At 57.3% G+C, this 25,018-nt stretch carries 14 protein-coding genes and 1 pseudogene; 2 read left to right on the top strand and 13 right to left on the bottom strand.

The features are described from left to right. Together GGD62_RS28080 and GGD62_RS28075 are read left to right on the top strand one after the other, a co-directional pair. Positions 1 to 153: LuxR C-terminal-related transcriptional regulator (locus tag GGD62_RS28080; protein WP_246800329.1), on the top strand; the 153-nt coding region annotated here is incomplete at its 5' end. A gap of 363 nt (positions 154 to 516) precedes the next feature. Then, positions 517 to 1,472 (top strand): annotated as a pseudogene (locus GGD62_RS28075) (IS5 family transposase); the annotation flags it as partial. 124 nt (positions 1,473 to 1,596) lie between these two features. Here GGD62_RS28075 and GGD62_RS28070 read toward each other — a convergent pair. The 13 genes from GGD62_RS28070 to GGD62_RS28005 all read right to left on the bottom strand — a co-directional run bounded on the left by GGD62_RS28070 (position 1,597) and on the right by GGD62_RS28005 (position 24,914). Beyond that, entirely contained in the window at positions 1,597 to 3,822 is a 2,226-nt protein-coding gene (locus tag GGD62_RS28070; protein ID WP_183711354.1) for a hypothetical protein, read from the bottom strand. 1,883 nt (positions 3,823 to 5,705) lie between these two features. Further along, a complete protein-coding gene (locus tag GGD62_RS28065; protein WP_183711352.1) occupies positions 5,706 to 7,040 on the bottom strand; it encodes a glutamine synthetase in 1,335 nt (444 codons plus the stop codon). Then, positions 7,040 to 8,326 (bottom strand): ATP-grasp domain-containing protein, encoded by a 1,287-nt coding sequence (locus GGD62_RS28060; RefSeq protein WP_183711350.1) that lies wholly within the window; start codon positions 8,324 to 8,326, stop codon positions 7,040 to 7,042. The genes GGD62_RS28065 and GGD62_RS28060 overlap by 1 nt, the downstream gene beginning before the upstream one ends. Further along, positions 8,323 to 9,225 (bottom strand): DMT family transporter, encoded by a 903-nt coding sequence (locus GGD62_RS28055; RefSeq protein ID WP_183711348.1) that lies wholly within the window; start codon positions 9,223 to 9,225, stop codon positions 8,323 to 8,325. The genes GGD62_RS28060 and GGD62_RS28055 overlap by 4 nt, the downstream gene beginning before the upstream one ends. Positions 9,226 to 9,354: 129 nt before the next feature. Beyond that, on the bottom strand, positions 9,355 to 10,140 hold the full coding sequence (locus GGD62_RS28050; RefSeq protein WP_312014305.1) for a gamma-glutamyl-gamma-aminobutyrate hydrolase family protein: 786 nt from the start codon (positions 10,138 to 10,140) through the stop codon (positions 9,355 to 9,357). 29 nt (positions 10,141 to 10,169) lie between these two features. After that, entirely contained in the window at positions 10,170 to 11,228 is a 1,059-nt protein-coding gene (gene rtxC, locus GGD62_RS28045; RefSeq protein WP_183711344.1) for a dhydrorhizobitoxine desaturase, read from the bottom strand. A 30-nt stretch (positions 11,229 to 11,258) separates the two neighbouring features. After that, positions 11,259 to 13,673 carry a 2-aminoethylphosphonate--pyruvate transaminase gene (locus GGD62_RS28040; RefSeq protein WP_246800325.1) on the bottom strand — a complete coding sequence of 805 codons (2,415 nt, stop codon included), beginning with the start codon at positions 13,671 to 13,673 and terminating at the stop codon, positions 11,259 to 11,261. 2,296 nt (positions 13,674 to 15,969) lie between these two features. After that, complete coding sequence (gene cysN, locus GGD62_RS28035; RefSeq protein WP_183711340.1) at positions 15,970 to 17,853, bottom strand: sulfate adenylyltransferase subunit CysN; 1,884 nt, start codon at positions 17,851 to 17,853, stop codon at positions 15,970 to 15,972. Continuing rightward, positions 17,853 to 18,752 (bottom strand): sulfate adenylyltransferase subunit CysD, encoded by a 900-nt coding sequence (gene cysD, locus GGD62_RS28030; protein WP_183711338.1) that lies wholly within the window; start codon positions 18,750 to 18,752, stop codon positions 17,853 to 17,855. The genes cysN and cysD overlap by 1 nt, the downstream gene beginning before the upstream one ends. A gap of 279 nt (positions 18,753 to 19,031) precedes the next feature. After that, positions 19,032 to 20,132 (bottom strand): sulfotransferase, encoded by a 1,101-nt coding sequence (locus tag GGD62_RS28025; protein WP_183711336.1) that lies wholly within the window; start codon positions 20,130 to 20,132, stop codon positions 19,032 to 19,034. Between the two features lie 1,952 nt (positions 20,133 to 22,084). Further along, a complete protein-coding gene (locus tag GGD62_RS28015) occupies positions 22,085 to 22,270 on the bottom strand; it encodes a hypothetical protein (protein ID WP_091966228.1) in 186 nt (61 codons plus the stop codon). A 759-nt stretch (positions 22,271 to 23,029) separates the two neighbouring features. Continuing rightward, positions 23,030 to 23,341 (bottom strand): hypothetical protein, encoded by a 312-nt coding sequence (locus GGD62_RS28010; protein WP_312014304.1) that lies wholly within the window; start codon positions 23,339 to 23,341, stop codon positions 23,030 to 23,032. 1,270 nt (positions 23,342 to 24,611) lie between these two features. Continuing rightward, positions 24,612 to 24,914 carry a hypothetical protein gene (locus GGD62_RS28005; RefSeq protein WP_183711332.1) on the bottom strand — a complete coding sequence of 101 codons (303 nt, stop codon included), beginning with the start codon at positions 24,912 to 24,914 and terminating at the stop codon, positions 24,612 to 24,614. Positions 24,915 to 25,018 lie beyond the last annotated feature (104 nt).

Raw genomic sequence — 25,018 nt, 5'->3', positions numbered from 1 at the left:
GTAGCCGCCGAGCTTGGGCTGGCCGAGATTACGGTCAAGATCTACCGGGGACACGTAATGAAGAAGATGCGTGCACGGTCGCTGGCCGACTTGATCAGAATGACTGAGACGTTGGGAATTGGCGCAAATCGTCCTGAACAAACACAAGTATGATTTTACAATTTCATCGGTCGAGCCGATCTTTAGCCGAAGGTGGCTAATGCTTGCAGCCGCTATTCCCGCTTCAGGAGGGCTCGTCTTGTCCGCGCCTGTGATTTCCGTTGTTGACAACGACGCCTCAGTCTGTGCGGCGACAGAGAATTTTTTGAAATCGCGTGGCTACATCGCCCAAATATTTGCCTCGGCCAAACACAGAGGAGCCCGGAGCAGGCTAGAACGCTTTGAGAAGCCGTACGGTTGATTGCGATTGCTGGGGTTTGGAATAACCGGCTTGATTGCGCGCTCATCGAGTTCTTCACGCAATTCGGCGCTATCATAGACTTTGTCAGCGAGCATCCATTTCGGCCGCTTGACCCTGCGCACGAGACCGGCACGTTACGCAGCCAGGACCTCAAGCGCGTCACGGTAGATACCACAGTGCAGTCGAAGGCCATCACCATTCCGACCGATGCCGAGCTCCTGCATGCGGCCATCAAGGGCCTCAATCACCTGGCGAGAAGGCACGGGGTCAGGTCTGGCAATCCTATGCTCGCGCGGCCAAGGCCGCCGCGATGATGGCTTCCCGCTACGCTCGCGCCAAACAGTTCAGGCGGCATCAGGGACAGTTGCGCACCCTGTGTAGCAGGCTCGGCCCAATCATTCGCGACATCCGCCGCAAGATTGAGGGCCAGCCGGCACTGGAGGAGCCCTTCGCCCTTCAACTCGGCTGGGCCGCGCACATTCGTTCGCAGCAGCAGCGCCAGCGCGGCTGGAAGCTTTATTCCTTCCATGCTCCGGAGGTGGAGTGCATCGGCAAAGTAAGGCCGCCGCGCCCTACCAGTTCGGCGTGAAGGCCTCCGTCGTCACCAACAATCGCCGCGCTCCCGGCGGACTGTTCGTGCAGCACGCGAGCGAAATGCCCGACAATCCGTATGATGGCACACCCTGCGGGACGTCATCGAGCGCACCGAGACGCTCACCGGCTGTCCGATCGAGCGGGCCTATGTCGACAAGGGGTACCGCGGCCACGATGCGCAGAATCCCCGTCGCGTCTTCAGCTCCGGCCAGAAGCGCAGGGTCTTCGGTGTCATCAAGCGCGAGCTGCGCCGTCGCTCTGCCATCGAGCCCATCATCGGGCACATAAAGGCCGAAGGCCACCTCGGCCGCGGCTACCTCTAAGGCCGCGCCGGCGACGCCGCCAATGTCGTCCTCTCAGCCGTCGGCCACAACTTCCAGCCGCATCCTCGCCCGGCCCAGAGAACTCTTGGGCGTCTTCCGCGAGTTGCTAATGGCGAACGGTCGCCTCTCCAACACAGCTCAATCCGGCTTCTTAACTCAGGAGTTGGAGCTTGGAGGCCAAAGTGCGGTTCATTCGGCCACTGGGTCCGGATGCGAAGAAGACCAATGCCGTACCACAAGCGGCACTCTATCGAGTCGCTTAACTAGTCTCGTATCGAGTCACCTGCGTGCCCCGCGCCCCGTTCCGGCCAAAGGATACCCTGGATAGCCGCTAAAAGCGGAACCTAACAAGGACTTGCAGAACGCAGGCGTGAGCTTGCCGCGGTGGATCACGACGTCTTCGTGACCCGTTGCAGCTCGAGCGTTCTGCCAGAGGCGATTGTAGCCGCGCTGTTCGTTGGATTTCACGTGGCAAGCGGCGAATTCGGCGTCAATCAATGTCGTTAACTGCCACGCATAGACCGGCCGCTTCGTATGGATGTGCACCCACATCGGATTCACCGCACCATTGCGCAGTGGCGTAGGCTGCAGCTTGAGCTCGAACAGCGTTCCGGGCTCACCCTTCAGCGCGCGCGGTGACTCCAAGGGAGCCAACTCCTCGGCCGCCTGCAACCGTTCGAGGTACTTCTGCGAGGGAAACGCATAGGTCTTCATGCAATCGATCTCGATCGAAGCCTTTTGCGCCTTCGCAGTACGTGCCTGCCCCTTAACCTCCGACAACATCGCCTTGAGGCGGACTATTTTTTTTTGCACTTCGGGCACTTGGATAGGCGTGAGTAGGCCGCGTCGGCGAGGTTCGTCCAGCGCGGTTACACAGGCCTCAATCTCCGCGGATTGGCCCTGCAGCCGCTCAACCACGGTGTCCACGACGTGCTCGGCATCTTCGGGCTTCATGTGGCGCGCTCGCGAAACGGCTCTTTGCTCACTGCGCAGATCGAATTGCAAGAGTTCGTCTAATCGCGCGAGCAGGCGCGTCAGTGTCTCCTTCGATGGCGGGGCCTGCCATATTGCCAAGTGTTCCCTCGCGGAGGATGACATCCTCGTATGCGCCTCCTCCGGGCTCGCGAGTTTCTTCGTGCCCAGATCCGAGAGCACAATAACCTTGGTGGTTCGCGTCGTAACGGCGTCGGGCCTAGCGAGCTGCGGGTCGGGCTGCCCGGCTGCCGAACTCCCCGCACCTCCGGCCTGCCTGCGCTTGCCCTTCCCTTTCCTTCGCGCTGGACTGCCTTCGGCCCCCGGGTCGTTGCCGGCAGCGTCGGCCCGTAACGCAAGGCCAGCCTCCGTTGGCGGTGCAATGATGGCTGGTGTCTTCGGCTGCACTGCTAGCAGGCGCATGACCTCATGGGCCGTGACCCACGATTCTTCCACGATCTGATCCAACAGATCCAACGGAAGCTCGGGACTTGCTCCCTTATTCCTTAGCTCGGCAACCATGTTGGGCAGCGCCGACGCAAATTCCGATAGCCGCTCCATGACCCCTTCCAGAACGGCGCAGTGCTCTGCGTCGAGGGCTTGTCCTTTGCTGTTCAGAACAGCGTCGCCCGTCGAGAGGAATGCCGGAACAACATCGCCCATGAAGGTTCCGAGTAGACGTGCCCGACCGTTCTCGCCCAAGAGGATTTGCCTGACGGCCGGGTCGAGCGTGCTCGCGTGCGACTCAATCATGACCCGCGCGAGAAGGACTTGCGATTGCAGATGCACGCACCTCGTATTCAGTGCCCAGCCGGTATGCAGCCGTAGTGTCGCCTGTTCGGCCTGTCGCATTTCGGCCGTTGCACTTGGCAAGCTGGCAGTGGCTGCGCAGACGGACTGCATCCGTTCAGAGCGCAATGCCTTCTTTTCCCACCACTCCGAGCAGGCCAGATAGTGTTTCGCCACACCGGAAGCCGCTCGAATCAGCTGGTCGGGCGGAGCATTGGATTGGCGCATCCGCTCGAGTATCTTTCCCGCATTCTCCCTACTCTTCTCCAAGGCGTAGATGGTCGGTTCGGCCAGCGCGTTGCATTCGTTCCCCGCATCCAGAGTCCGGTCACGAATTCGGCAAGCCTGCTCTTCGGACAGAATGCTGCGCGCCACATCTGGAGACAGGCTCGCGTAATAGTCCAGAACTGCTGCGCCAGCTTTGACGACCTGATCGATCAGCTCTTGCGCCTCAGACGAGCTCTGAGCGCCCATGGCAGCACTGTGGCAAGTATCAAGTTCCTCAAGCAGGCCGTCCATATTTTGTTTCGCTGCGTTGATCCCCTCACCGCTTGAGGAAATGGGGACTGCCACACCCGAACCTGAGGGCAGGCTCGCGAGCGTCGCCATGCTATCTTCAGAGCGCATCCGCTCGCCTTCCGCAGGGACACACTTTGGCTCCGAATGCGCACTGCTCGATACCGACGTGGTGTCGGCTCCCGCAGCCCAAACGTGCGGTTCGCCAGGTCGGCCAATGCCCGTCATGTTCCATCTCCCATACGGTCAACAATGCGCAGCGTCCCTGGATAGGCCACCTGGCTGACGGTTGGCTGACGAAGGATGCTCTCCGAATGCACCACCCCGCCGTCCTAGTTCAATTTCATGGAAGCTGTTGTGGTGCTGAGGCAGCAATAGGGGATGACCCATAAGGTGCGGGATAGTCGATTGTAGCGCCGGTCCGCATTCCGCTGCCTCGCCGTGACCCGTATGGAAATCTGCGCTGCCGGAAATAGCCCTGCCAAAGTCATTCCCGAATACCGAAAGCCGTCGAGCATGGCGAACCGCGGGGTCGATTGTCAGGTTTTCGGCAGCAGCAAAGCTCTTATTAACCGGGAGGAGATGCTATTGTTCGACCAAAGAGTTTCGGATCCAACTATGCTAGATCTGACTCGATGTGGAACGTCTGTCAACTCGACCTCTTCTTCTCGCGTTCGAGTGAGCAGAACCTACGCTGCGCAAGTCCTTTTCAGAATAAGACCTCGCCGAGGATGCTGCCCAGTTAAGCGCACTTAGAATACGCTCATAAAAATAGCGCAGTGAGCGTGCCAAGCCCACCGAGCGCCAATCCGATATCGGCGAACTACCGTTAGCCCGTCTCGAAACAGCAGAAAGCGTGAGAATCGGTTCCACCACCAAGATTGCTCCGACCGATATCGCGACGATTATGCAGATATTTCGAGACGCATGTATCCCAGTGCATGTCCGAAGACGAGAAGGATACCGCCGAAGGGTATCAGCAGAAACATCGGCAAGAGCGTTGTCAGTTCCCCGCCGGCCTTTCCAAACTGCTTTGAGGCAATCAACCCTGCGATTATCGAAAGCGCTACTAAGAAATGGCGTCCACCGCTCAATCTTCAATGCTGAACTCAGCGCCTGACGTATCGAAAGCGCTGTCAAGGTGGTTTCCAATAATGGACAGCATCTCCTGGCTGCCTTGGACGGCTTGAGCGTCGATCTACAGGATGCATGCACATGATCCGAGGCGAGCGGCATGGGCCTGAACACGACCTCGGTCCGGATCAAGGTGACCTCTCAAGGATGTGAAACCGGAGGTGACGCGGCGGCTCTTCAATATCGTTCAGGAGATCGGCGCGAAGACGATCGACAGCTGAGACCAAGTGATCACACTCGAAAAATGGTTCGACACCACGACGATAGAGGGACTTCCCTCCTGCTCAAGGACGTCGGCGGTGCGCCCGGCTATGCCGAATACCTCGACGCCAGCGGCGACCCTACTCATCTGGAATATGAAAATATGTGCCTCCGGGGCACGCACAGTTCGATCCCAACCTCGTCGCCCCGAGGATGCTCGAGGCCGGCGCCAGCGCATTGTTCAAAATTTGGAAGCCGCGGCGTCGCGGCACGCGGCTCAAATAGATGTCAAGCGTCAATCATAAAAAGGGCCGCAGAGCTACGCTACAGTCCGCTTACCGGTCTGGTAAGCTAAGTCGGCAATGAAGAGGCGAGGAACTTCAGCTCGTTCACTTCAGCCGGAGTGAGTATCTGGCTGACGGACCGCAGCGTTTGTCTTGCCGCTTTGGGACCAACCCAGGCAAGCGCGCGCACGCTCGACGGCTTGCGAGGGATAGCTGCCAACCGGGCGCATGCTTGAGCTCCACCATCTGCTTGGCGATGTAAAGCTTACGAGAAGGACCGGACGTTAGATATAATCTAGCATCCCAACGGAGCAATCGCGGTTGCTGCCACAGAGCAGATAACAGCAGACCTCCTCAACGTTCCCGAGGTCCTCACTTAACGAGTAACGCACATTTGCTCTGTATGAAGTCCAACATCAGCGGAACAGGCAGCCGCAATAGTGTGGCCGGCAAGCCAGAGGAATGAAGTTCAGAACTGTCGAAGAGCTCAAGCTAAATGATCTCGAAGTATCTCCGACGTTCAAAGTCGGTGACCCGATGTTGAACGGCTTCCCACTCCCAACGGCGCGAGCAAGAAAACGCTTCAACAAACCTTTCTCCGAAGACATCACTTGCCGCCGCAGACTCTGCGAACCGCGAAGTTGCCTCTGATAGGCTTTGAGGCAGTCTCGCGGACGGCCGACACATTTCCGCGCTTGCATCACCGACGATCGAAGCCGGCAGTGCCGGACCTGTCTCGACACCCAATATTCCCGAACCAATCGCACTTGCGAGCGCGAGATATGGGTTTAGGTCTGCGCCAGGCAGCCTATACTCCAGGCGATGGGCAGATGGCTCTCCCGGAATGGCGCGAATTGCGCAGGAGCGGTTGTCAACTCCCCAGCTTGGACAGATTGGTGCCCAGCAGCCAGGTACCAATCTCTTGTAGCTGTTGAAGTTCGGCGCAGCGAGCACACAGAACTCATTCATGTATTCTAGTTGTCCGGCGATGAATCGCCTCATAAGCTTCGAGACGTTGCCGAACGCATCACTGTCGTAAAACGCATTCTGACTATCCGAGGACATCGAGATGTGAATATGCCCGGACTGGCCGGGCCATTCCTCGGAAACCTTGGCCATAAATGTAGCCATCATGCCTCGCGTTTGCGCCCAGGCCTTTATCATCGACTTGAATATGGTTGCTCGATCGGCAGCTTCCAGCGCATCACAATGACGAAGTGACGCTTCGACCACGCCAGGTCCCGTTTCAAAGTGCAGTCCGTTGAGAGGTATTCTAGCCTTCTCACAAAGCGCCAAGATCTCATCAAACAGCTCATGTTGCGCGACAGAGCGCGCAATCGAGTAGCCGAACGGGCCGCGAGTTAAAGGAGCCCACTCGCCGAACGGCTTTTCTTCAATCGTGTCTGCGTTCTCCTTAAACAGCATGAATTCAAATTCGAACCCGGCAGTGCAGTCGTATCCGTGTTCAGCAGCCCTTCGCAGGACCCTACGCAGAATACCGCGCGGGCAGATGTTCTCATGTGAGCCGGTGAACTCCGCGAGGTAGAGATGTTGATCGCCGAGAGACACCGAACGGCCGGTGCCTGACAGAATACGAAGGTCAGCATCTCCGAACGCTGATAGCGGCTTTTGCGTGAAACTGGCCGGAATGACCCGATCCGAACAATCCCACGCCAGCACCGCTTCAGAGAACTTGATAACTTTATCTCCATCTGAGAGATCTTCACCTAAGACGTGTTTGCCTCGCAGAACGCCATCGAAGTCGCTTACGCCGACCATCGCCGCGCGGGCTGGATTCGCTTTGGTCAACCTGGGATCAGTTGGCATTAATCGCCATCCTGCGTCACTAAATCGAACACCTGGTCCATCCGCATTGCTCGCAACTTGCGATAGTCATTCTCAAGCTGATTCAAGTCGCTATTCACGAGATAAACGATGCCGGGTGTCGACACCAAGTCGATCGTGGGAACCAGCTCTTGACCAATCGGAACGAATGCAATGGCATCCGCGAAGCTCGGAAGCTTGCGGATTGCTTCGAGTCCCGGGTAACCTGCAACGACACCGCCCATATCTGAGATCAGCGAGACGCAAAGTGCGTGAGCCTGCCGCTTGTAGGGCCCGCGCAGCCTCATATATTCACCAAAGCCCTTGGGATCTGCGTAGCGCCAGGCCGTCAGGGTTATATGGTTGTGCCCCAGCGCCGTCGTTCGTGCTTTTGCCGACATGGTCCCTTGAAGCCTCGCTCCGAAGTCCACCAGAACCGGTCCCCGATGATCGACGATGATCTCAGCATGAGCCGGTCCGTCGACGATCTGTAGTGCCTGCAACGCACGCACCAAGTAGTCGGATAGTTCCTGAACGATTGGTTCGCCGCCCTCCAACAATCTCTCGAGTGAGCAGACCGATGATGCCCTCTCAACAGGAACCGTGTCATAGGTCCAGGCCTCCGTAACGAAGGCTTCCCCGTCGATCGAGACGGCATTTACGGTGTATTGCTGGCCGTTTATTTTTTCTTGCCCAAGGGCAAAACGATTCAACGCTCCGACACGGTTCGTCTTCCCGACAATTGCGCTTAAAGCCCGCTGAATATCGGCATCTGTCGAGCAAAAGAACACATCCTCGGTACCCGTACTGTTCAGAGGCTTGATCACGATCTGATCGAACTTCGCTTCGCGCTTCCAGCTAGCGATCTCTACAGGATTGTCGGACACGATTTGTCTGATCGATCGCACGCCTGCAGAGGTCAGCGCGCAAGACAATCGCGCTTTGTCACGCCGAGCAGCGGATAGCGCGGTCCCATTTGATGGTAAACCCAGCCGCTCCGACAAAGAATCGGCGAGTTCAACTCCGGTCTCGCAGCCCGCGATAACGAACTCCAATTCCCGGCCATGGAGAGCCTGAAGATGATATTCAACGATGTCGTCATACCCCATGCGCTCGCTAGGGCGAATGACTTCACCATACAGGTCAGCATTGAAATGCGATTGGAATATGGGCGGAATCTGTGCCGCTGACATCACATGCACCGTTCCAATTCCATAGCGCTTGAACTCTTCCGGTAGGTATCGGCCGGTAGAGTATGCGTCTACGATTACACAATTCCGTTCTTTCATGCGGATCTCCGATACTGCAAGTAGATGTTGCCGACAGCAACAGCCGTAATGAGAATATTTCCAATGAACGTATGTGACGAAGGCGCGATGCGAGAATCGAAGTACTGAAACAGGAAGGTGATGATAGGGGCGGTGGACAGGACCATGTTGACGGTGAAGGGCTCTACGCGCCGAATGCCCTGCTGGATCAAGAGCAGAGGAACAATGATCGTCGACAGCCCAATTGCTGCGATCGCAAACCAATGCTGCGAGATCTCAGGCACGATAGATGAATAATCGACCAGTCCCAGCAGCAAGAGAATCGTTCCATAAAAGCGATGCGCCAGGACTTGTCGGCCAGAAAACCCACGGTCGAAGAGCAGTTTAACAAGTATATTTGTAAGGGCCAGCGATAGGCCGGCCACGATTGCCAAGACGATGCCAAAGGACGATCGAGCCCCCCACTCCAGGCCTGCGTTGCCGCTGGCCGAGATCCAAATCATGTAACTCCCGATCGTTGCGATCATAACGCTCACGACAATATCGGATGCTGGAGGGGCACCCTGGCGCCTGATCAGCGCGTTCAACCACGCTGTTGCGGTGGGCCCCAGCGCAACCATGAAGGCGACGACGATGGCAGGTTCAGCGTATTTCAGTCCGATAAATAAGCCGATCCAGCTGATTGCTGTCACGACATTGAGCGCGACAAAGACCAGGAGCGACCATTTCGCCACCGTTGCCCCGCCTCGCTCGTGGCGAGCCAGGAGATTGAACATCAGACAAACCACAGCGAAGGACAGCAGGAGCGCGACGAACACATCTGCTTGCTGAAAATACGACGCCGCATAAACCTCGCCAGCCGCGCTCACGACGACGTAAAGCGCCACAAAGAAAACTCCCAGAGCGAAGCGATTCGCCAATCGTCCGGTCTTCCTGTGCCCGCGAGGCGGCGAACGGCCCTCGCAGGACCGGACGCGTGCGTCGGCTCCGAGGAACTGTCTTTTCGACGTGCACGGACCATGTTTGGTTTGCAATGTCACAACCCGCCCCTAGTTCTTCTTAGTTCGGTAGTACCCAACACACGCCTCTCCAAATGCCTTGAACAGTTGCTTGCTGAGGAGATCGGTTGAGACCTGCCATTCGGGGTGCCATTGCACACCGATTTGCAGCGTCGGGGCGCCAATGACTGAAGCCGCCTCGACCAAACCGTCAGGCGCCCACGCCTCCCGCCTCAGCGCCGGGGCAAGCGCCTCGATCCCTTGATTGTGCAGCGAGTTGACTTGCGCTTCGATCATCCGCGCGATTGGAAAGAGCGCGCCATCGGAAGATATCCTGACGCTGTGCGCGGCGTCGTACTGACGGTCTCTTGGACGATCTGGCTTCTCGGCGTGCATCGCGCCACTTTCCGGCCTCCACTCCGCAAGCGATGAGCGGAGCGTGCCGCCGAAATAGACGTTGAGTTCCTGAAGCCCACGGCAGATGCCCAGAATAGGCATTCCGAGCGCGATGGCGCTCTCTATAGTTTGGGCAGAGAGCCTGTCCCGCGGACGGTCAAGAATCCCAACCTCAACGTCCTGCCGATCAGCCTCCGTCAAGGACGCAGGGGCTCTCAAGACGGCGGGGTCGATGTTCGATTCATCACCAGTCAACACCAAGCCGTCTACCCGGCGCATGATCGCCGGGGCGAGCTCCTCCCTCGCATCTTCGGCGTCGACCGTCGGCAACATGACGCAAGCCACTCCCGCATGACGATGGAGTGCCTGCAAGTACTTGCGCCGCAACCAGTCGCGATGCACACCATCGACCATAAGACGATTCGAAGTGACGCCGACCACGGCTCGGGTGCTCTCTGGCCGTAGCAACGTCACGCGACATGCCCTCGCGTGCGAACCTCGGCAACGGACTGCTCATACAAGCGTCGATTTCGCTCTTTTAACTGAGCTATGACGCTAGGTTGACCTTGAGGTCCCTTGACAAAGAGCCCGCCCCAGGTCGCCGCGACCTTCGCGTAATTCGGATCCTGCATTCGGATTTTCTGAGCTTTGCGCAACAGCCAAAACGGGATACCCGGCGAAAGGTGATGCTCAAGGTGGTACTCATCCAGATTCTGACCGAGGACGGCCCGCTCGAGGAAATTTCCTTTCCGATTCCTGGTGAGATAGACGTTCTGCGTCTCGGTTTCGCACATAGGTGAGTGCTCGGCTAGCTCGATAAACCAGCCGAGGACCTGGAACGTGGTGAGATAGGGCACGATCCAAAACAGGACGACGATATGGAGCAGGCCAACAGCATATGACCCAGCCAGGATGCTGATCCAGAAGAGATAGAAGCCATACTTGTCGATAAGTATGCCTGAGCGACTCAGATCCTCGGCCTCTGTGATCGAAAATCGATTGGTCCAAAGATACTTCAGATACGCTACTGTCGCGCCGCCGAAGATCGGCTTCCAGATCATGTTGAAAGCGTACCGCTCCGGAGGCAGCACGTCGTAGACGCCGCTGGCCAGAAAGAACTTCAGGTCGGGATCCTTGTCCGGGTCTCCGAGATAGGGATGATGCAAATAGACGTGCGAGATCCGGTATGCCCAGTGGCGCTGGAACAAGGGATAGGAGGCGAACAGAATGCCCAAGACATAGTTCCAGGTCGTGTTCTTCGCGAGCGTGCGGTGAGCCGCATCATGAGCGATGGTTGTCAATCCGCGCTGATAGGCACCAATTAGAAGGACGGCCAGCGGGTAGAGCCACCATGAGACGGACACAGTCGCGAGCGTGCACGCTGTGATGACAGCGTAATCTTTTGCAATATAAGCGGCTCCCGTTATGTTGTCGGGTCTCAGCTCGGAGAGCTGCCTATTGATTTCTCGGCTGAATTGAACGGCCTCATAGCGTGATGACCTCAATTTCCAAGCGTCTGCCTGACTCATGAGAACCTCCTCCTGATCGCTTGCAGGTTGTCAGATTGCGGAAAGCGCCTTGTCCAGATCGCGCAGGATGTCGTTGACATCTTCGATGCCGACGCAAAGCCGGATCGAGCCGCCAAATATGCCGGCGGCTTCGCGCTTTTCCCGCGGGACCGTGGTGTGGGTCGTCGAGACAGGATGGGTCACGAGCGTGCGGGCATCGCCTACATTCGAAACGTGATACATCAAGTCGACGTTCTGGATGAACTTGCGCCCGGCATGTTCGTCCTCCACTTCGAACATGACCATCGCCCCGTGTCCGTATGCGGCATTGAGTGTCTGTTCGACGGTTTCGCGATCGGCGCCTTCAAAGAGCCCCGGGTAGAAGACACGGCGCACTTTAGGATGCTCCTTGAGAACGTCGGCCACGATCCTGGCATTCGCGCAGTGCTGCTTCATGCGAAGTGGCAGCGTTTCAAGCCCTTGGATCAGTTGAAAGCTCGCAAACGGAGCGATAGCCGCGCCGGTATCACGCAGCCAGGTCATGCGAGCCTTGAGAAGAAACTCGCTCTTTCCAAGATCGTCGACATCGCGCACCGCGTTGTGCCAAACAATTCCGCCATGCGCATCGTCGGGGCGGTTGAACAAGGGAAAGCGAGAGGCTCCCCGGTAGCTAAACTCGCCGTTGTCAACGATCAGTCCACCGAGCGTCGTGCCGTGACCGCATATATATTTTGTTGCGGAGTACGTCGTAATCGCAGCGCCGAGATCTGACGGCCGGCATACCAGTGGCGTCGTCGTATTGTCCACGACCAGAGGCACGCCGTACTTTCGGCCGATCTCGGCCAGCTGTTTGACCGGGAGCGGAATCAGACAAGGATTCGAAATCACCTCCCCGAACAAGCATATCGTGCGATCATCAATGGCACGTTCGAACGTCTCGGGCCTTCGAGGATCGGCCGTCCTCACGCTGATTCCAAGACGCTTCAATGTGTTGTGGAGCAGGTTCCAGGTATTGCCATATAGATACGGAGAGGCGACGACATTGTCCCCCACTTCTCCACTTGACAGGTTGACTATAGCAAGGAACGTTGCTGCTTGACCTGACGCAACGGCGAGCGAGTCGCGTCCAATATCGACGGCTGCGTAGCGCCTTTCCAGCGCGCGGGTTGTTGGATTGATGATCCTTGTGTAGGTGAACCCATCGGCCTTGACGTTGTAGACGTCGGCAATGTGGTTTAGATCGCCATCTAGTTCATAAGCTGTATTCTGGTAAATCGGCACTGCGACGGCTTTCGTCGCTACGTCACGTCGATAGCCCGCATGCAGAACAGCAGTCTCGGCCGAAAACGGCCGCTGCGGGTCCCCAGCCGCTCGCGCTGCCGGCATCGTTACGCGAGCCCCGCATGTCTCTTGGACCGACATCGGCACCGCTGACCGAGCCTGACCGGACCGGAAATATGTACGAAAAGCGCAGCCCAACTGCTCGATCCAGCTGGTTTGGATTTCCCCAATGCAACCGACGCGGAAACTCCGCGTCGGAAGATGCAGCTTCGAGTAGACGTAAAGGTTATGGGCCGCCAAGTGGCGATACAGCCCATCGAATCCTGCTTGGTCCACCATTCCGGACGGCGCACTGAACGCGACGCAGACCGGCGACTGCAACTCCGTGGACAGCAGCGGAGACACCAGTCCTTCGAGTTCTTTGACGAGATCGTTCCTGACCTTCTCATACCTGGAGCGCCTGGCATCAATGCCCTCCTCGTGCAGAATCTCCAAAGCCTTTGTCGTTGCCTGAACGATGTGGGTGGGAGGGGTCGATCGCCACTCACCGGTGCGCTCGAGCGAGAGCCATTGATCTCTCACGTCGAGCACAAACGACCTCGGTTCTTGAACCGCATTCTCCAACAGCTCGCGAGACGCGATGACAAACGCTACTCCCGGCGGCCCTTCTATGCACTTGTTGCTCGAGGTGACCAGGACGTCAGCTCCACGCTGGCTCAGATCGATATTAAGGGCGCCGAAAGAACTCATCCCGTCGACGATGGTCTTTACGCCACGTCGCCTCGCCTCCTCCACGATCGCGTCCAGCGGATTGACGATTCCGGTTGTCGTCTCACAATGCACGAAACATAGGTGCGTAACGCCAGGATTTCGGCTCAGATGCTCGCCAACTTCTTGAGGATTCAAAGGATCGGTCGCTCGCTTGACAAGCTTCAGTGCCTCGACGCCCCACAGCCGCAAAATTTTTAGAATGCGCTCGCCATAAATGCCGTTTATGCAAACGAGCGGCCTGTCGGCTCGGGACACAAATGAAGAGAGAGCGGCTTCCATTGCAAAAGAGCCGCCGCCCTGAATAGGCACCACCGAATAGTCTTCAGCATTTCCAAGCAAGCTGAGCATCAGCCGCCTCATGCAGGCGGTCACTTCCTTGAACTCGCAATCGCGCGATGCGAGATCAAGCTGCATCTGGCTCCTGACCGCCAGCGATAACGACAATGGACCAGGCGTCAGTAAAGAGCGCTGTCTTGTCAAGACATTCCTCCTCAAGTTGTAGTTGTCAATGGATCTGGAGAACGCGGGGCCACCAGGAAGCCTCTGTGGCGAGCCTCGACTTCCTTCGGTCAACAGCTTCGGGGCAAGCGCCATAAATCGCGGGCGCGTTTAGGGTCGGCGCCCGAAACACCTGCCGGACGGCAATCTCCATATCTCATCGCAGATACGGAGCGATCCCTCATAAAGCTCATCGCCGGTGCCATTCACACCTCCTAGAAATTGGCTTTGGGAGAGCGCGCTCGAACGCAAGTGGCGCCGACGGGCGCTCTCATCCCAACCATCACACAGGCGCAGACTTGAGCGCCGTCGGCTTCTTGCGTCGCGAAGCAGCAGGTCCGGCGACCGACTTACGCGGTGAACCTTCTATTCAGGCACACTTCACGTTAGGAGAACGATGCAGTCGGATGTCATCGCGCCCGGATGCAGATCGAGCCACGGCACACTTGATGATCGTCGTCGGCAGGGAGTCTGATGCATGGGTTTGAGACTTGATGCATTCGCATTCCGTCGCTCGTTGGAGGGTTTGGGACACCGATGACTGTCGTTGTCCATTTCGAGATCGTACAACTTGACGTTAGGGGCGTTTCAACCCTCTCGCGGGATTTTCTCGCGAGAATTTTTCCTGACGCACTCCCATCTGGCGGCGACAAGCCGACGTAGGCAGCAAAGTGCGGAGATTCACAGCGAGGCAGAATAGTTTGAGAGTTCGACGTCAGGACCGTCGGCATTCCGCCTGCAAGCACGATACCTGCAGGTCAGTGATGGCCCAATCTGCCCGTCACGTACGATCCTCGCCATACCCCCAGCTGGAGTATGTGCTCTCCGCCGTGCCGGCGAGATTCCCGTGGAAGGTGGTGCCTGGAAAGTGTACGCCATCGTCGCAGATATTGCCGGTATCACGTCGTTGCACTTGAATGGAGCGGCCTTGGCAGGCTGTGGCCGAGCCCGGCTTGAAGACAATTGGGCGACCTTGGATCGCTGGCCGTTTAGCGACGATCAGTTCGACACCTTTCCGCGAGTCGCCGTGAAGCAGAACATGTCATCCTGCTCTGGTAGGACTACATCGAGCCGACTCCAGATGAGTGGCATGTGTCCTCTCTGCGAGCAATCGCTAGGCTAGTAGCATCTCTCGGTTCTGTAAGCCGCTTCGCGGCGAGAACGTCTTACGGATCAATCATCGGCTTTGTGAGCGTGCCGTGGTCGACGGTTGGTCCAACGCGTGAGGACCAGGGTGAGCCGGAGGTCCATCGCGCCGCGGCACTCAATGAGCGCCAGTACCTCGGCCGTGAGGCGCTCTGGTTGGACGGATCGCACCTCCGACCCTTCTGCTCGCGTGTCTCTGCAGCGCCTGCTCGTTGATGGCGAGCTCGCGTTCGACGTGTGTGTGTGTGCGGTCTACCGCGTGGTCGAATAGGTTGACGGTTGACCAGAGCGGATCATCAAGACATCGCCCTTGTCGCTTGCCATGGATGAACTCGCTTGCCTTTTCGGCCGCGCCCATGGCGGGCTTCATGGTGATCACGGGGGCAGGCGGAACGGAGCAGAACCCGAAGCATGGCGGAGGCCCGTAGCGCAGCGCAGGACGGCCAGGGTTCGCGGCTGCTTTGTCTCGCGATACGAACGCGCGGGGCGTATCGGTCGACGAGCGGCGGGCCAAAAGGAAGCAGGCTTCCGGAAAGCTGGCAGGGTCGCGACAGGAGCGATTCGGGGCCGACTGCTAAGTTCAGATTGGTCAAGATACTGAAGCAAGCGCCCGCTCGCTGGATGCGGCCAGGCTCGGAAAACCGAGGCTCGACTTCATACTGCGCGAAAGATTGAAGCCGGCCGAGACGTTGCCTGGCTTGTTTTTATGGGAGCTCGGCGTGTCGGTGGCCGCACGCGTAGCAAGAAGCGCTAAGCGAAACTCAACCTACTGGCAGTCGGACTTCCTCTCTGGCCTTTGTCATCGCGTCGTAAATTCTGATCTGGAGCCTGGGACGACGCTTCTTGAGCTCCTCCGCTCCCGCCCATGCTCCATCTCTGCTCGCGTACTCGGTCTTGAATTGACCATCCACTACGAGCACGTAACCGGAAGCGGGCAGTCGAGAAGTCGGGGCGACCATCTTGTTGCTTTAGAGCGAAAAGTCCGATCGCAGGCCCGCCTGAGCCGAATCGCCGTGGCCGGGCCAGCGGGATATTGTGCGAATCGATGGTGCGATGCGAGGGACATCTAACCATCAAGAATTGAGCGCGCCATCAAGACATCCACTACCGCTTCCACTGAATGCTCAAGGGTCTGCTCCATGGTCCTGAGATGAATCTCCGGTGTTGTTGGTGCTTCGTAGCACGAATCGATCCCGGTGAAGTTCTTGATCTTGCCGGACTTCACTTTTGAATACAGGCCTTTTGGGTCTCGCCGAGCACATTCGTCGATCGGCGTATCGACAAAGACTTCTATGAACTCTTCCTTGCCAACCAGGCCGCGCACCCTCTCACGCTCGGCCCTAGAGGGCGAGATGAAGGAGCAGATGACGATCAAGCCGCTGTCCGCCATCAGCTTGGCAACTTCACCGACGCGCCGAATGTTCTCCACGCGGTCCGCCTCCGAGAAGCCGAGGTCCGCGTTTAATCCGTGCCGGAGGTTGTCGCCATCCAGCAGCATGGTATGCCGCGACATGCCACACAGCTTTTGATCAACCAGGTTGGCAATCGTCGTCTTTCCCGCGCCAGATAGGCCAGTGAACCAGATGACGCAAGGCTTCTGATTCTTGAGCGCGGCGCGCTCCCTCCTGTCCACGGATAGCGCTTGCCTAGCAATATTGGTGTCCCGCCGTAGCGGAAAGGCGATCATGCCGGCCCCGACCGTACGATTCGTGTAACGATCGATGAAGATAAATGATCCGGTTTTTCGATTGAGGTCGTAAGAATCGAATACTGCGGGCATTGCGGTCGCAACATCGCAGAAGGCGATCTCGTTGAGGGAAAGCATCCCGGCGGCCAGATGCTCACAAGTGTTGACGTCGATCCGATGCCTAATTGCGGTAATGCTGCCGGTAATCGTCTGTGATCCAATCCGCAGGACGTAATTGCGTCCGGGAGCGAGCGGCTCCTGGTCCATCCAGATCACATAAGCGGCGAACTGGTCGGCGACCTTCGGTCGGTCGTCCGGTCGCGACAGAATGTCGCCACGGCCGATATCGATTTCATCTTCCAGTGTAATGGTAACCGCATCGCCGGCTTCGGCGCCGACAAGGTCGCCATCGTGGGTCACGATCCGCTTGATGCTCGTGGTCAGTCCCGACGCGGCGACAACGATCTCGTCTCCTGCCGAGATCCTCCCGGAAGCCACCGTCCCGGCATAGCCCCGAAAATCCGGGTTTGGGCGGTTCACCCATTGGACCGGAAAGCGGAAAGCCTGGCCAGCGGTGCCGGACGGGATGTCAATGCTCTCCAAATGCTCAAGCAGGCAGGGACCATGATACCAGTTGGCATGAGCGGAGCGGTCCACGACGTTGTCGCCGTAGCGGGCCGAGATCGGGATCGGAACGACCGAGGTGAAGCCGAGACCGGCGGCAAAGGCCAGATAGTCACGGGCGATCCGATCGAAGCACTCTTTGTTGTATGCGACAAGATCCATCTTGTTCACTGCCAGCACGACATGACGAATACCGAGCAGCGAACAGATAAAGGAGTGGCGGCGGGTCTGAACCATCACGCCTTTGCGGGCATCGATCAGGATGATGGCGAGCTGGGCATGCGAGGCGCCGGTAGCCATATTGCGGGTATACTGCTCGTGGCCGGGAGTGTCGGCCACCATGAAGGAGCGCCGCGGCGTCGTGAAGAAGCGATAGGCGACGTCGATCGTGATGCCCTGCTCCCGTTCGGCTTCGAGCCCGTCCACGAGCAACGCGAAATCGATGTCATTTCCGGTGCTACCGTGCTTGATGCTGTCGCGTTCCAACACCGTGAGCTGATCGTGGTAGATCATCTTGCTGTCGTGCAGTAATCGGCCGATCAGCGTCGACTTGCCGTCGTCCACCGAGCCACACGTGATGAATCGCAGCTGATCCTTTGTCCTGGCGGGGACCGCTTCCGTTGTCGGCCTTGCAAACATCAAAAATAGCCTTCCCGCTTCTTCTTCTCCATTGAAGCGGCTTCATCGGTATCAATTAGGCGTCCCTGGCGCTCCGACACAGTCGCAGTCTGCATTTCTGCGACGATGTCTTCGATCGCCATCGCATCAGATTCAATAGCCCCGCTCAAAGGATAACATCCGAGCGTGCGAAAGCGGATCATCCGCATTTCCGGCGTCTCGTCGCAGTTAAGCGGCAATCGCGTGTCGTCGATCATGATCGTCGCACCATTTCGACGCACTGTCGGTCTTTGTTTTGCGAAGTAGAGCGGAACGACAGGAATCTTCTCAAGCATGATGTATTCCCACACATCGAGCTCGGTCCAGTTTGACATCGCAAACACGCGCATGGTTTCGCCCTGGCGGATCCGTGTGTTGAACAGGCTCCAAAGCTCCGGCCGCTGGTTACGGGGATCCCATACGTGTCCGGCCGAACGGAAGGAGAGTATCCGCTCTTTTGCGCGACTCTTTTCCTCATCGCGCCGGGCTCCACCAAAGGCGGCATCAAATCCGTGGAGGTCGAGCGCCTGCTTCAGCGCATCTGTCTTCATCACCTGGGTATGGAGCGCGGAGCCGGAATCGATCGGATTGATCCCACGCGCGATGCCCTCGTTGTTGATATGGACGATCAGGTCGAGGCCGAGCCGCTTGGCTGTCGCGTCTCGAAAGCTGATCATCTCGCGGAACTTCCAGGTCGTGTCGACGTGGAGCAGGGGGAAAGGCAATTTTGCCGGATAGAACGCCTTGATCGCAATGTGCAGCATCACGCTTGAGTCTTTTCCGATCGAGTAAAGCATGACCGGCCTTTTGAACTCGGCGACAACATCACGCATGATTTCAATCGATTCAGCCTCGAGACGGCGCAGATGTTTCGGCAGCATATATCTTCTTTTTTCGATGCAGGATCTCTGTTCTTCGCCGTTCTATGGCTCCAGCCCAGAGTGGGGAATATCCGCGGCGCAAACGGACGGCCAAGAGGCAGGCTCGTCCATGAGGTCAAGCCCAACTGGACAGCAGACTTGCAGACGCGGCAATATATCGCATTCCGCCGCTGTTGCGACCGGCTCCGGCGTCACACCTGATCGGGAGATCAGCTCGTGCGGGTTAAGGATCTTTGCTAAATCAACCAGCGTGTTTTGATCGCAAGCATTCAGATCGCCCTACGAGATATTGAGGATCTGCTCAAGCCGCGCGACCTCGCCTCGCAACATCTCGATAGCCGCGTCTCGGTTCTCCGAAACGTTCCAAGCAGTGTGGACCGGCTCTCCAGCGTGAGAGGGGCCGGATAATGCTCCGGCCTTGGTACTTCGCAAATCCCACCAGGTTCGGAATATTCGACGATAGAGTTCGGTTACCTCACTTCCCCTATCCAGCACTCCGGCTTTCTGTGCATGCAGCAGTTCCTGCTCATATCCGAGTTCCAGCAAAAGCTCAGCGCCAACCAAATCAGTCACGGTCTGCATCTCTTCGACGCTCAATTGAGATTGCCATGATTTGACAGAGCTTTCGTCGACGGCGTTTCGTTCCAGGATTTTTCGATCCCCAAAGCTGCTGGATCGAAGATAATCTGCTTGTCTCATGCCGGTCGATGCGACGACCGCTGGGTCACAGCCGAGCCCCGTCAACAGACGCCGGGTTTCCTCGTCCGGATGCGCCACGAGCAGTTCGTATTGCACGAACTGTGTCTGCGGGCGAGTGCGGTGCGCGGCGAGCTTGGGAAGGCCCAGAACCAAATCGGCGAGTGAAGTTATGATGACGTCGGGCAGACGGAGCATGAGATCGGCGAGGCTGGATACGCTAACCGAATGCGAGCTTTCTGTCCGCAGCGGGATGCCCCACGTCGATTTCAGTGAAGCGGCGATGGCATACGGATTGCGCATCAGAAGGATGTGTGGCGCCTCTGGATAGACAGATTCAAGAAACTCAAGCACCGTCCAATAGCGTGGTGTCTTGTCTATGATGATGCGCTTGCCCGCTTCTGCCAGATACTGATCGTATGCTGCATCGGCAAAAGCGCGGCTGACGATCGTGCGATCTATCCGCCCCAGGAATTCGGAGGTCGCGGCCTTGATCAGTGAGCTGCCCGCCGGGTGACGCTGATCCACCCTGCCAAATGCTTCAAGCGCCAACATCAACCAGGGTTCAGGCGGAGCCACGATGTCTGGATGATGCTGGAGCAAGTGCGCCAGGAGTGTCGTCCCGGATCGCGGAAGACCGAGGAGAAAGCACACCGCAGGCGAACGGCCAAAACGTCCGCTCATCGTTCAGACCCTCGTGCTTGAAAAGCAAACCCTGTCGGCGCTCGCTCGATTGAGCGAAAAACGCCAGCCGCGCGATCACATGGGCAACCGCATGCGTACAAAGCGTCAAAACGACAAGAATTTTGTCTGCCACTCATGACTTGAGAACCGTTCAGTTTTGATTGATCGGGCGGGATCACGGAAGCATAATCGAAATTGCCTCCTCGATTTCTCGACAGTTGAAACGAAGTCAAGCGCCACCTCAATTGCACGAAGGTTGATCGCGATATGGGAAGGTTGGGAAGAACTATACGGACGTTTGCCGAAGACCGCCCGCGGTACATGGAAGGTTATGACGTGTAGTCATAAGCTGGCCGTTGCGGGCATTGGAGCCGTAAATGCGACATGCACCTCGCCGATGTTCGGCCTACAAGAGCGGACAGCTCGGCAAAGAAGCAGACTACATCGCGGACATCTCACTTAGCGGGGCGCAGCTATCTTGTCAGCGCGTATCGATCCTGACGCAACTTTGCCGTTGGTCCGTCAAGACACTGAGCCATAGCTCCGGCCCGCCTGTTGTGCGCAAGCCCATCCGACAGAACTATACCAACTATTTGAATTACCTGCTCTTGACAGCACTGGCGCTCCCCTAATCGGCGCTAAGGACGGTTGTCAAGGACGGAACCTGGCTTATTATGCCGCCGGATTTACCTGATCCAGCGAGCGCGCTTGGCCGCATCTATACTGACGGAGACGACATTGTCCGGCCGTTCATGTGGGAGGGCAGATCAATCCATGCGTGTCTCGCAGAACTTGCCAGCTTTCCTGCCATTGTGCTGGGCATCACTGGGCCACGGTGGACGATCCTGATGGCGGTTACCTATTTGGGCAGAGAAAAGGGTGTGCCGGTCAATCTAGTGTCACGATTGATGCACGTCGACCCTTCCTTCGTGACGACCCACTCAAGGCTGCTAGAGAAAAACGGTTTGCTGCGGCATAAGTCCTCCGCAAAGGATGCCCGGATCCTGCAGATGTCGCTGACGGCCACAACGCGCTGCATCTCGCGACTTTGGCGCCACGACAGGCAAGAGGATGAGCTCGGTTTGATGAAAGCGGCGTTGACCGATCAAGCGAGCGCACTGCTAAGCCTGCTACGGCGAGGCATCGCCTGGAAAGGGCCCGCTCTGGCATTAAGAAGACCAAACGCACCACCTAGAAATGGAGCTCGCTGACCATGAGTCTCCCATCCTTCGAATATGTCTTGAAGCAACGCGGTCGAAGGTGGTTGTGGTCCGTGCACAACGCCGAGGGCGCGCAGGTGATGACGGGTTCAGGACGTAACCGCTCCGCCGCGATCTATCAAGCGAACAGAGCGCTTTTTCAATTGCTGTTGAGGGCGCCATATCGTCTCGGAGCTCAAGCTAGCAACAGGCTCGGCGCGGTCCGCTTACGCCCAAACTTTAGTCTGGCATGAGCTTCGAGGATTCCCCATTCGCGAGGTTCTTTCCATTCGGCTAAAGCGATCAGCCGATGTGTTCGGCCCAGCGCAGCCAAGACTGCCTCGCCGAAGCTGAAGAAGCTGCCGCCCGAACGGATACTAGATTCCACCCTTACGGGAGTTCGCCTGAGACTGGTCAGCTTCTCGAAAGCTAACGCATCCAGGACTCGAGTGTCAATCGCATGCGTTCCGGGACCGAGTGTTTCCGGGTTTTATCTTCGAGACAGGGCTATGGCCAAGGCTATGTCTTCACTCGCGATCATACATCGCAAGCGGCCATCGCCCCCTTCCAAGTCTCTTGATCAAGGATGAGGAGGCGCAGGAGCGCATTCCGCGACATTGAAGGCATCCAGCACATGCGTGAAAAACTCTCTCAGCGCGGATCGGCGAAGCCAAATGTGCGACAAAATTTCTATAACAAAAGAGGGCGGCCCGCGAGCCGCCCTACCGCACCATTAGGCAGCGTCGCTCAAAATTAACGCTGATGTCCGAGTCCGATTCCGAGATTTAAGGCCTTCTGGCGTAGCGCGCCGGCGCTGCGTTTAGTCATTTTTGCTATCTTTATGACCGGGGTCCGAGCCTTCGAATGGACTTTGAGCTCTTTGATATCTGCCTTGGTCCACTCGCGCCGCTTAACGCGTTTCTTGGTTGCTTTTTTCACGATGAATGCTCCTTCTGAGAAGAGCGCTTGTAACATAGTTTTTCGCAGCGACGACAGTAAAAAAAGGACAGTCATCGGAACTTGCGCCGGGTATTAGTTCGGTCATGCTTTCGGATGACAGCGCGTCTGGAGTAGTGCAGCTGTGGAATTGTAAACTTCGTACAGACGCTGTGTGTGAGAGGCTTCGTTATAATTGAATGCAGCCCAATCGACCCCTCTTATTCGAAGATAAGAACGTAGACTAACATGTTCTGGAGTGAGAAAGCCAATCGCGATGAACCTGAACAGCTGCATCTCGCGGAGGTTCGTGATTTGGATTAAGTCTGGAGGGATCAAACATCGAGGCCCTCTGAGACATCGTGGCGATCTCTTGCTATGCTCACCTTTTGACGATCAGCGCGCGCGTTATCTAAACGCCAGAGACCCCATGGAGCTTGCGCGAATACTAGATCGCTCACGTCTTCGTATCGGTCGTCCGGGCTCGGCTCAACGCGTCGGAGTGCATGAAGACATCAGCTCCTCCATTCCTTAGGTTGAATGAAGACATATCGTCCCTTGGTCGCGTTGAAGCACTTCACAGTACCAATAGCCACTGCATTATGTCCAAACTGAACTTGGGCGATCTAATCGGGTTACCTGGCCATCAGCAAGGGCTTGAGCGGCAAGCCGTCACGCCGATAGCCCTTGCGCGGGCTCAATCGCTTGCCGGGGAGCGCTTTCTGCGCGCGCTCGTTCGTAGCTGCGAAGACACAGGGGCGGCTACTCATCTTCGGGGGCGTGCGCGATCTCCCGTCCAACCTGACCCTGCATAGCGCCTAGATCTAGCAGTTCGAGCCCTTCAAGAGTCTTCCTTCCCTCGTCGGTGATAATCCAGCACCCGGCCTCTCGCTCAATCAGCCTTTGGCCAAAAATATCGAGTTGGGGTGCGCGGCTCGCGATGCGCTTCATACGCGCCGGCCACTCTGGGCCGCTGCTGTAATAGATAGCCAAATGCTGTTTAACGACTTCGATGCTCGCCCGTCCGTGCGGATGGCCGGCAAGTATCTTTAGTATGGACAGCTGAAAACTCACGCGAGCACGCCATCGAGTCGAGGAAAAGCTCCATAATACTTATCCTGAGGGAAGCCGCAGCGCCGTGCGCCGCTTTTCAAAAGAAACCTTGCGCCATAAGCCTGATGAAGCAGGGTAACCACCTGCCGCCGACGCGGTAAGCAAGGTTCTCGACGGCATCGGCGGCATCCTGCCCAGAGTGTTTTGAAGAATGGGTCAGCGGAGACAGCCGCGTTGGCTACGCGTGTGACGAGGTCTCAACTGCCGTCTTCGACCGATTTGAGATCAAACTACGTCGGTGGTAACCGCGCTGTTCCACATCTTGGCGAATGACATTGCTCACTGAACGCACCGCACGCTTCTTTCGCTTCCAACTGCCGGCCAACCCCGCAGGGATCGCAAACCCTCGCGGAACGACCAAAAGATCGCGTCTTCCGTTCAAATAAATATCGAACATGTCGTCCCTCGTTTGACACAAGCGTAGATCGCCGGTTCATGCATTTGGTGACATCGAAGCAACAATTGCGCTTTAAGACTCTACGCGAGGTTGCTCTGGATTTCGCCCGCACTTAAGCGTGCAAGGCGCAATCCCGCTTCTCCTTCGCGCGCTCCGCATTGCCGAGAAGGAGCCTTCGCACGCCTTTTTGTCGCTAACAGATCCCCTCATCGGGGCGTTGTTCTCGATAAGGTAATAAGCCTTGCAGGCAACCGTTGGACCGATAACGAGCCAGTGAGCTGAATTGTCCTTCAATAGACAGAGGCCTGATCTGTGATGCGACGGACTTTTGCCGCTCGGACGGATTTGATTGAGCATTGTCTTGCGTGGCCATCTTCTTTTGTTCTGAGTTTATCCCTACCGCGCGATCATATCGTACTCGGGTGCTGCTGTTTCAATGTACGTGATGACCGTCGCGGGCGCGATGGTGCCGCCGGACGTGAACGTGTTCACATCCCAACTTACCGTCGACTGGTCACGGAATACAGACATGGCGTTCATAGCGCGAACGCGAGATTCGCCAGCCACAAAGTGCTACGCGCCTCGGTCCAACTTGTGCCCTTGACATCTGACCATTGGCCGACATGAGGTCTATATGGCTCAACCTTCATCAGATCGACACGATAATGACCATCCGCGTTTTAGGAATATTTCCGTCCTTGTCAGGAATATGCGCCCGAGCAAGTGGAGCGCACTCACCATTTGTGTTGAGCGTCTTCATGCAATACGCCGCGCCCTTTGAGACTGCATTTACTTTATCCAGCGGCCACATCGCCATTACCGAGGCGAATTTGATCAGACCGAGTTGTAGTTCGGCAGACCTATCATCTCCGCCTGCGGTAGTCGCGCCGGCCGTTGCGGCGGCGCCAGGCTGGCGGCGAAAGCGAGCAATACGCAGAAGGTAAACGCCGGATCGTGTTCCCGTCGCTGCGGCAAAGTAGAAAACGTAGGCAGAAACAGCGGTACAGACATAAGGACTGCTTCACCCATGTCGTGGATTTCGAGGCGGCAATGAGGCTTGGCCTGTGTCGGCCCTCTTTGAATGCCGGCATGCTCAGGAAGCAAGATTTTCGGCGAGAAACTGTTGAGCGCAATCAATCGCGAAAGCGTAGCGGGAGGATATCTCACGTCCGAGCGCGCAGGGTCTGTTCATTGGAGCAGTCTTTGAGCGGACTTGCATGGCTTTGCCTCTCGAGGTCGGC

Source organism: Bradyrhizobium sp. ERR14, assembly GCF_014198235.1.
Classification (GTDB): Bacteria; Pseudomonadota; Alphaproteobacteria; order Rhizobiales; family Xanthobacteraceae; genus Bradyrhizobium.
This window is presented reverse-complemented; position numbering and strand designations above follow the sequence as displayed.

What these genes read in the sequence shown, in the direction of transcription:
- cysD (WP_183711338.1), bottom strand. Translation starts at nt 18,752, where the DNA reads ATGCTGCCGAAACATCTGCGCCGTCTCGAGGCTGAATCGATTGAAATC.
- rtxC (WP_183711344.1), bottom strand. Translation starts at nt 11,228, where the DNA reads ATGAGTCAGGCAGACGCTTGGAAATTGAGGTCATCACGCTATGAGGCC.
- GGD62_RS28070 (WP_183711354.1), bottom strand. Translation starts at nt 3,822, where the DNA reads ATGACGGGCATTGGCCGACCTGGCGAACCGCACGTTTGGGCTGCGGGA.
- GGD62_RS28060 (WP_183711350.1), bottom strand. Translation starts at nt 8,326, where the DNA reads ATGAAAGAACGGAATTGTGTAATCGTAGACGCATACTCTACCGGCCGA.
- cysN (WP_183711340.1), bottom strand. Translation starts at nt 17,853, where the DNA reads ATGTTTGCAAGGCCGACAACGGAAGCGGTCCCCGCCAGGACAAAGGAT.
- GGD62_RS28065 (WP_183711352.1), bottom strand. Translation starts at nt 7,040, where the DNA reads ATGCCAACTGATCCCAGGTTGACCAAAGCGAATCCAGCCCGCGCGGCG.
- GGD62_RS28040 (WP_246800325.1), bottom strand. Translation starts at nt 13,673, where the DNA reads ATGCAGCTTGATCTCGCATCGCGCGATTGCGAGTTCAAGGAAGTGACC.
- GGD62_RS28025 (WP_183711336.1), bottom strand. Translation starts at nt 20,132, where the DNA reads ATGAGCGGACGTTTTGGCCGTTCGCCTGCGGTGTGCTTTCTCCTCGGT.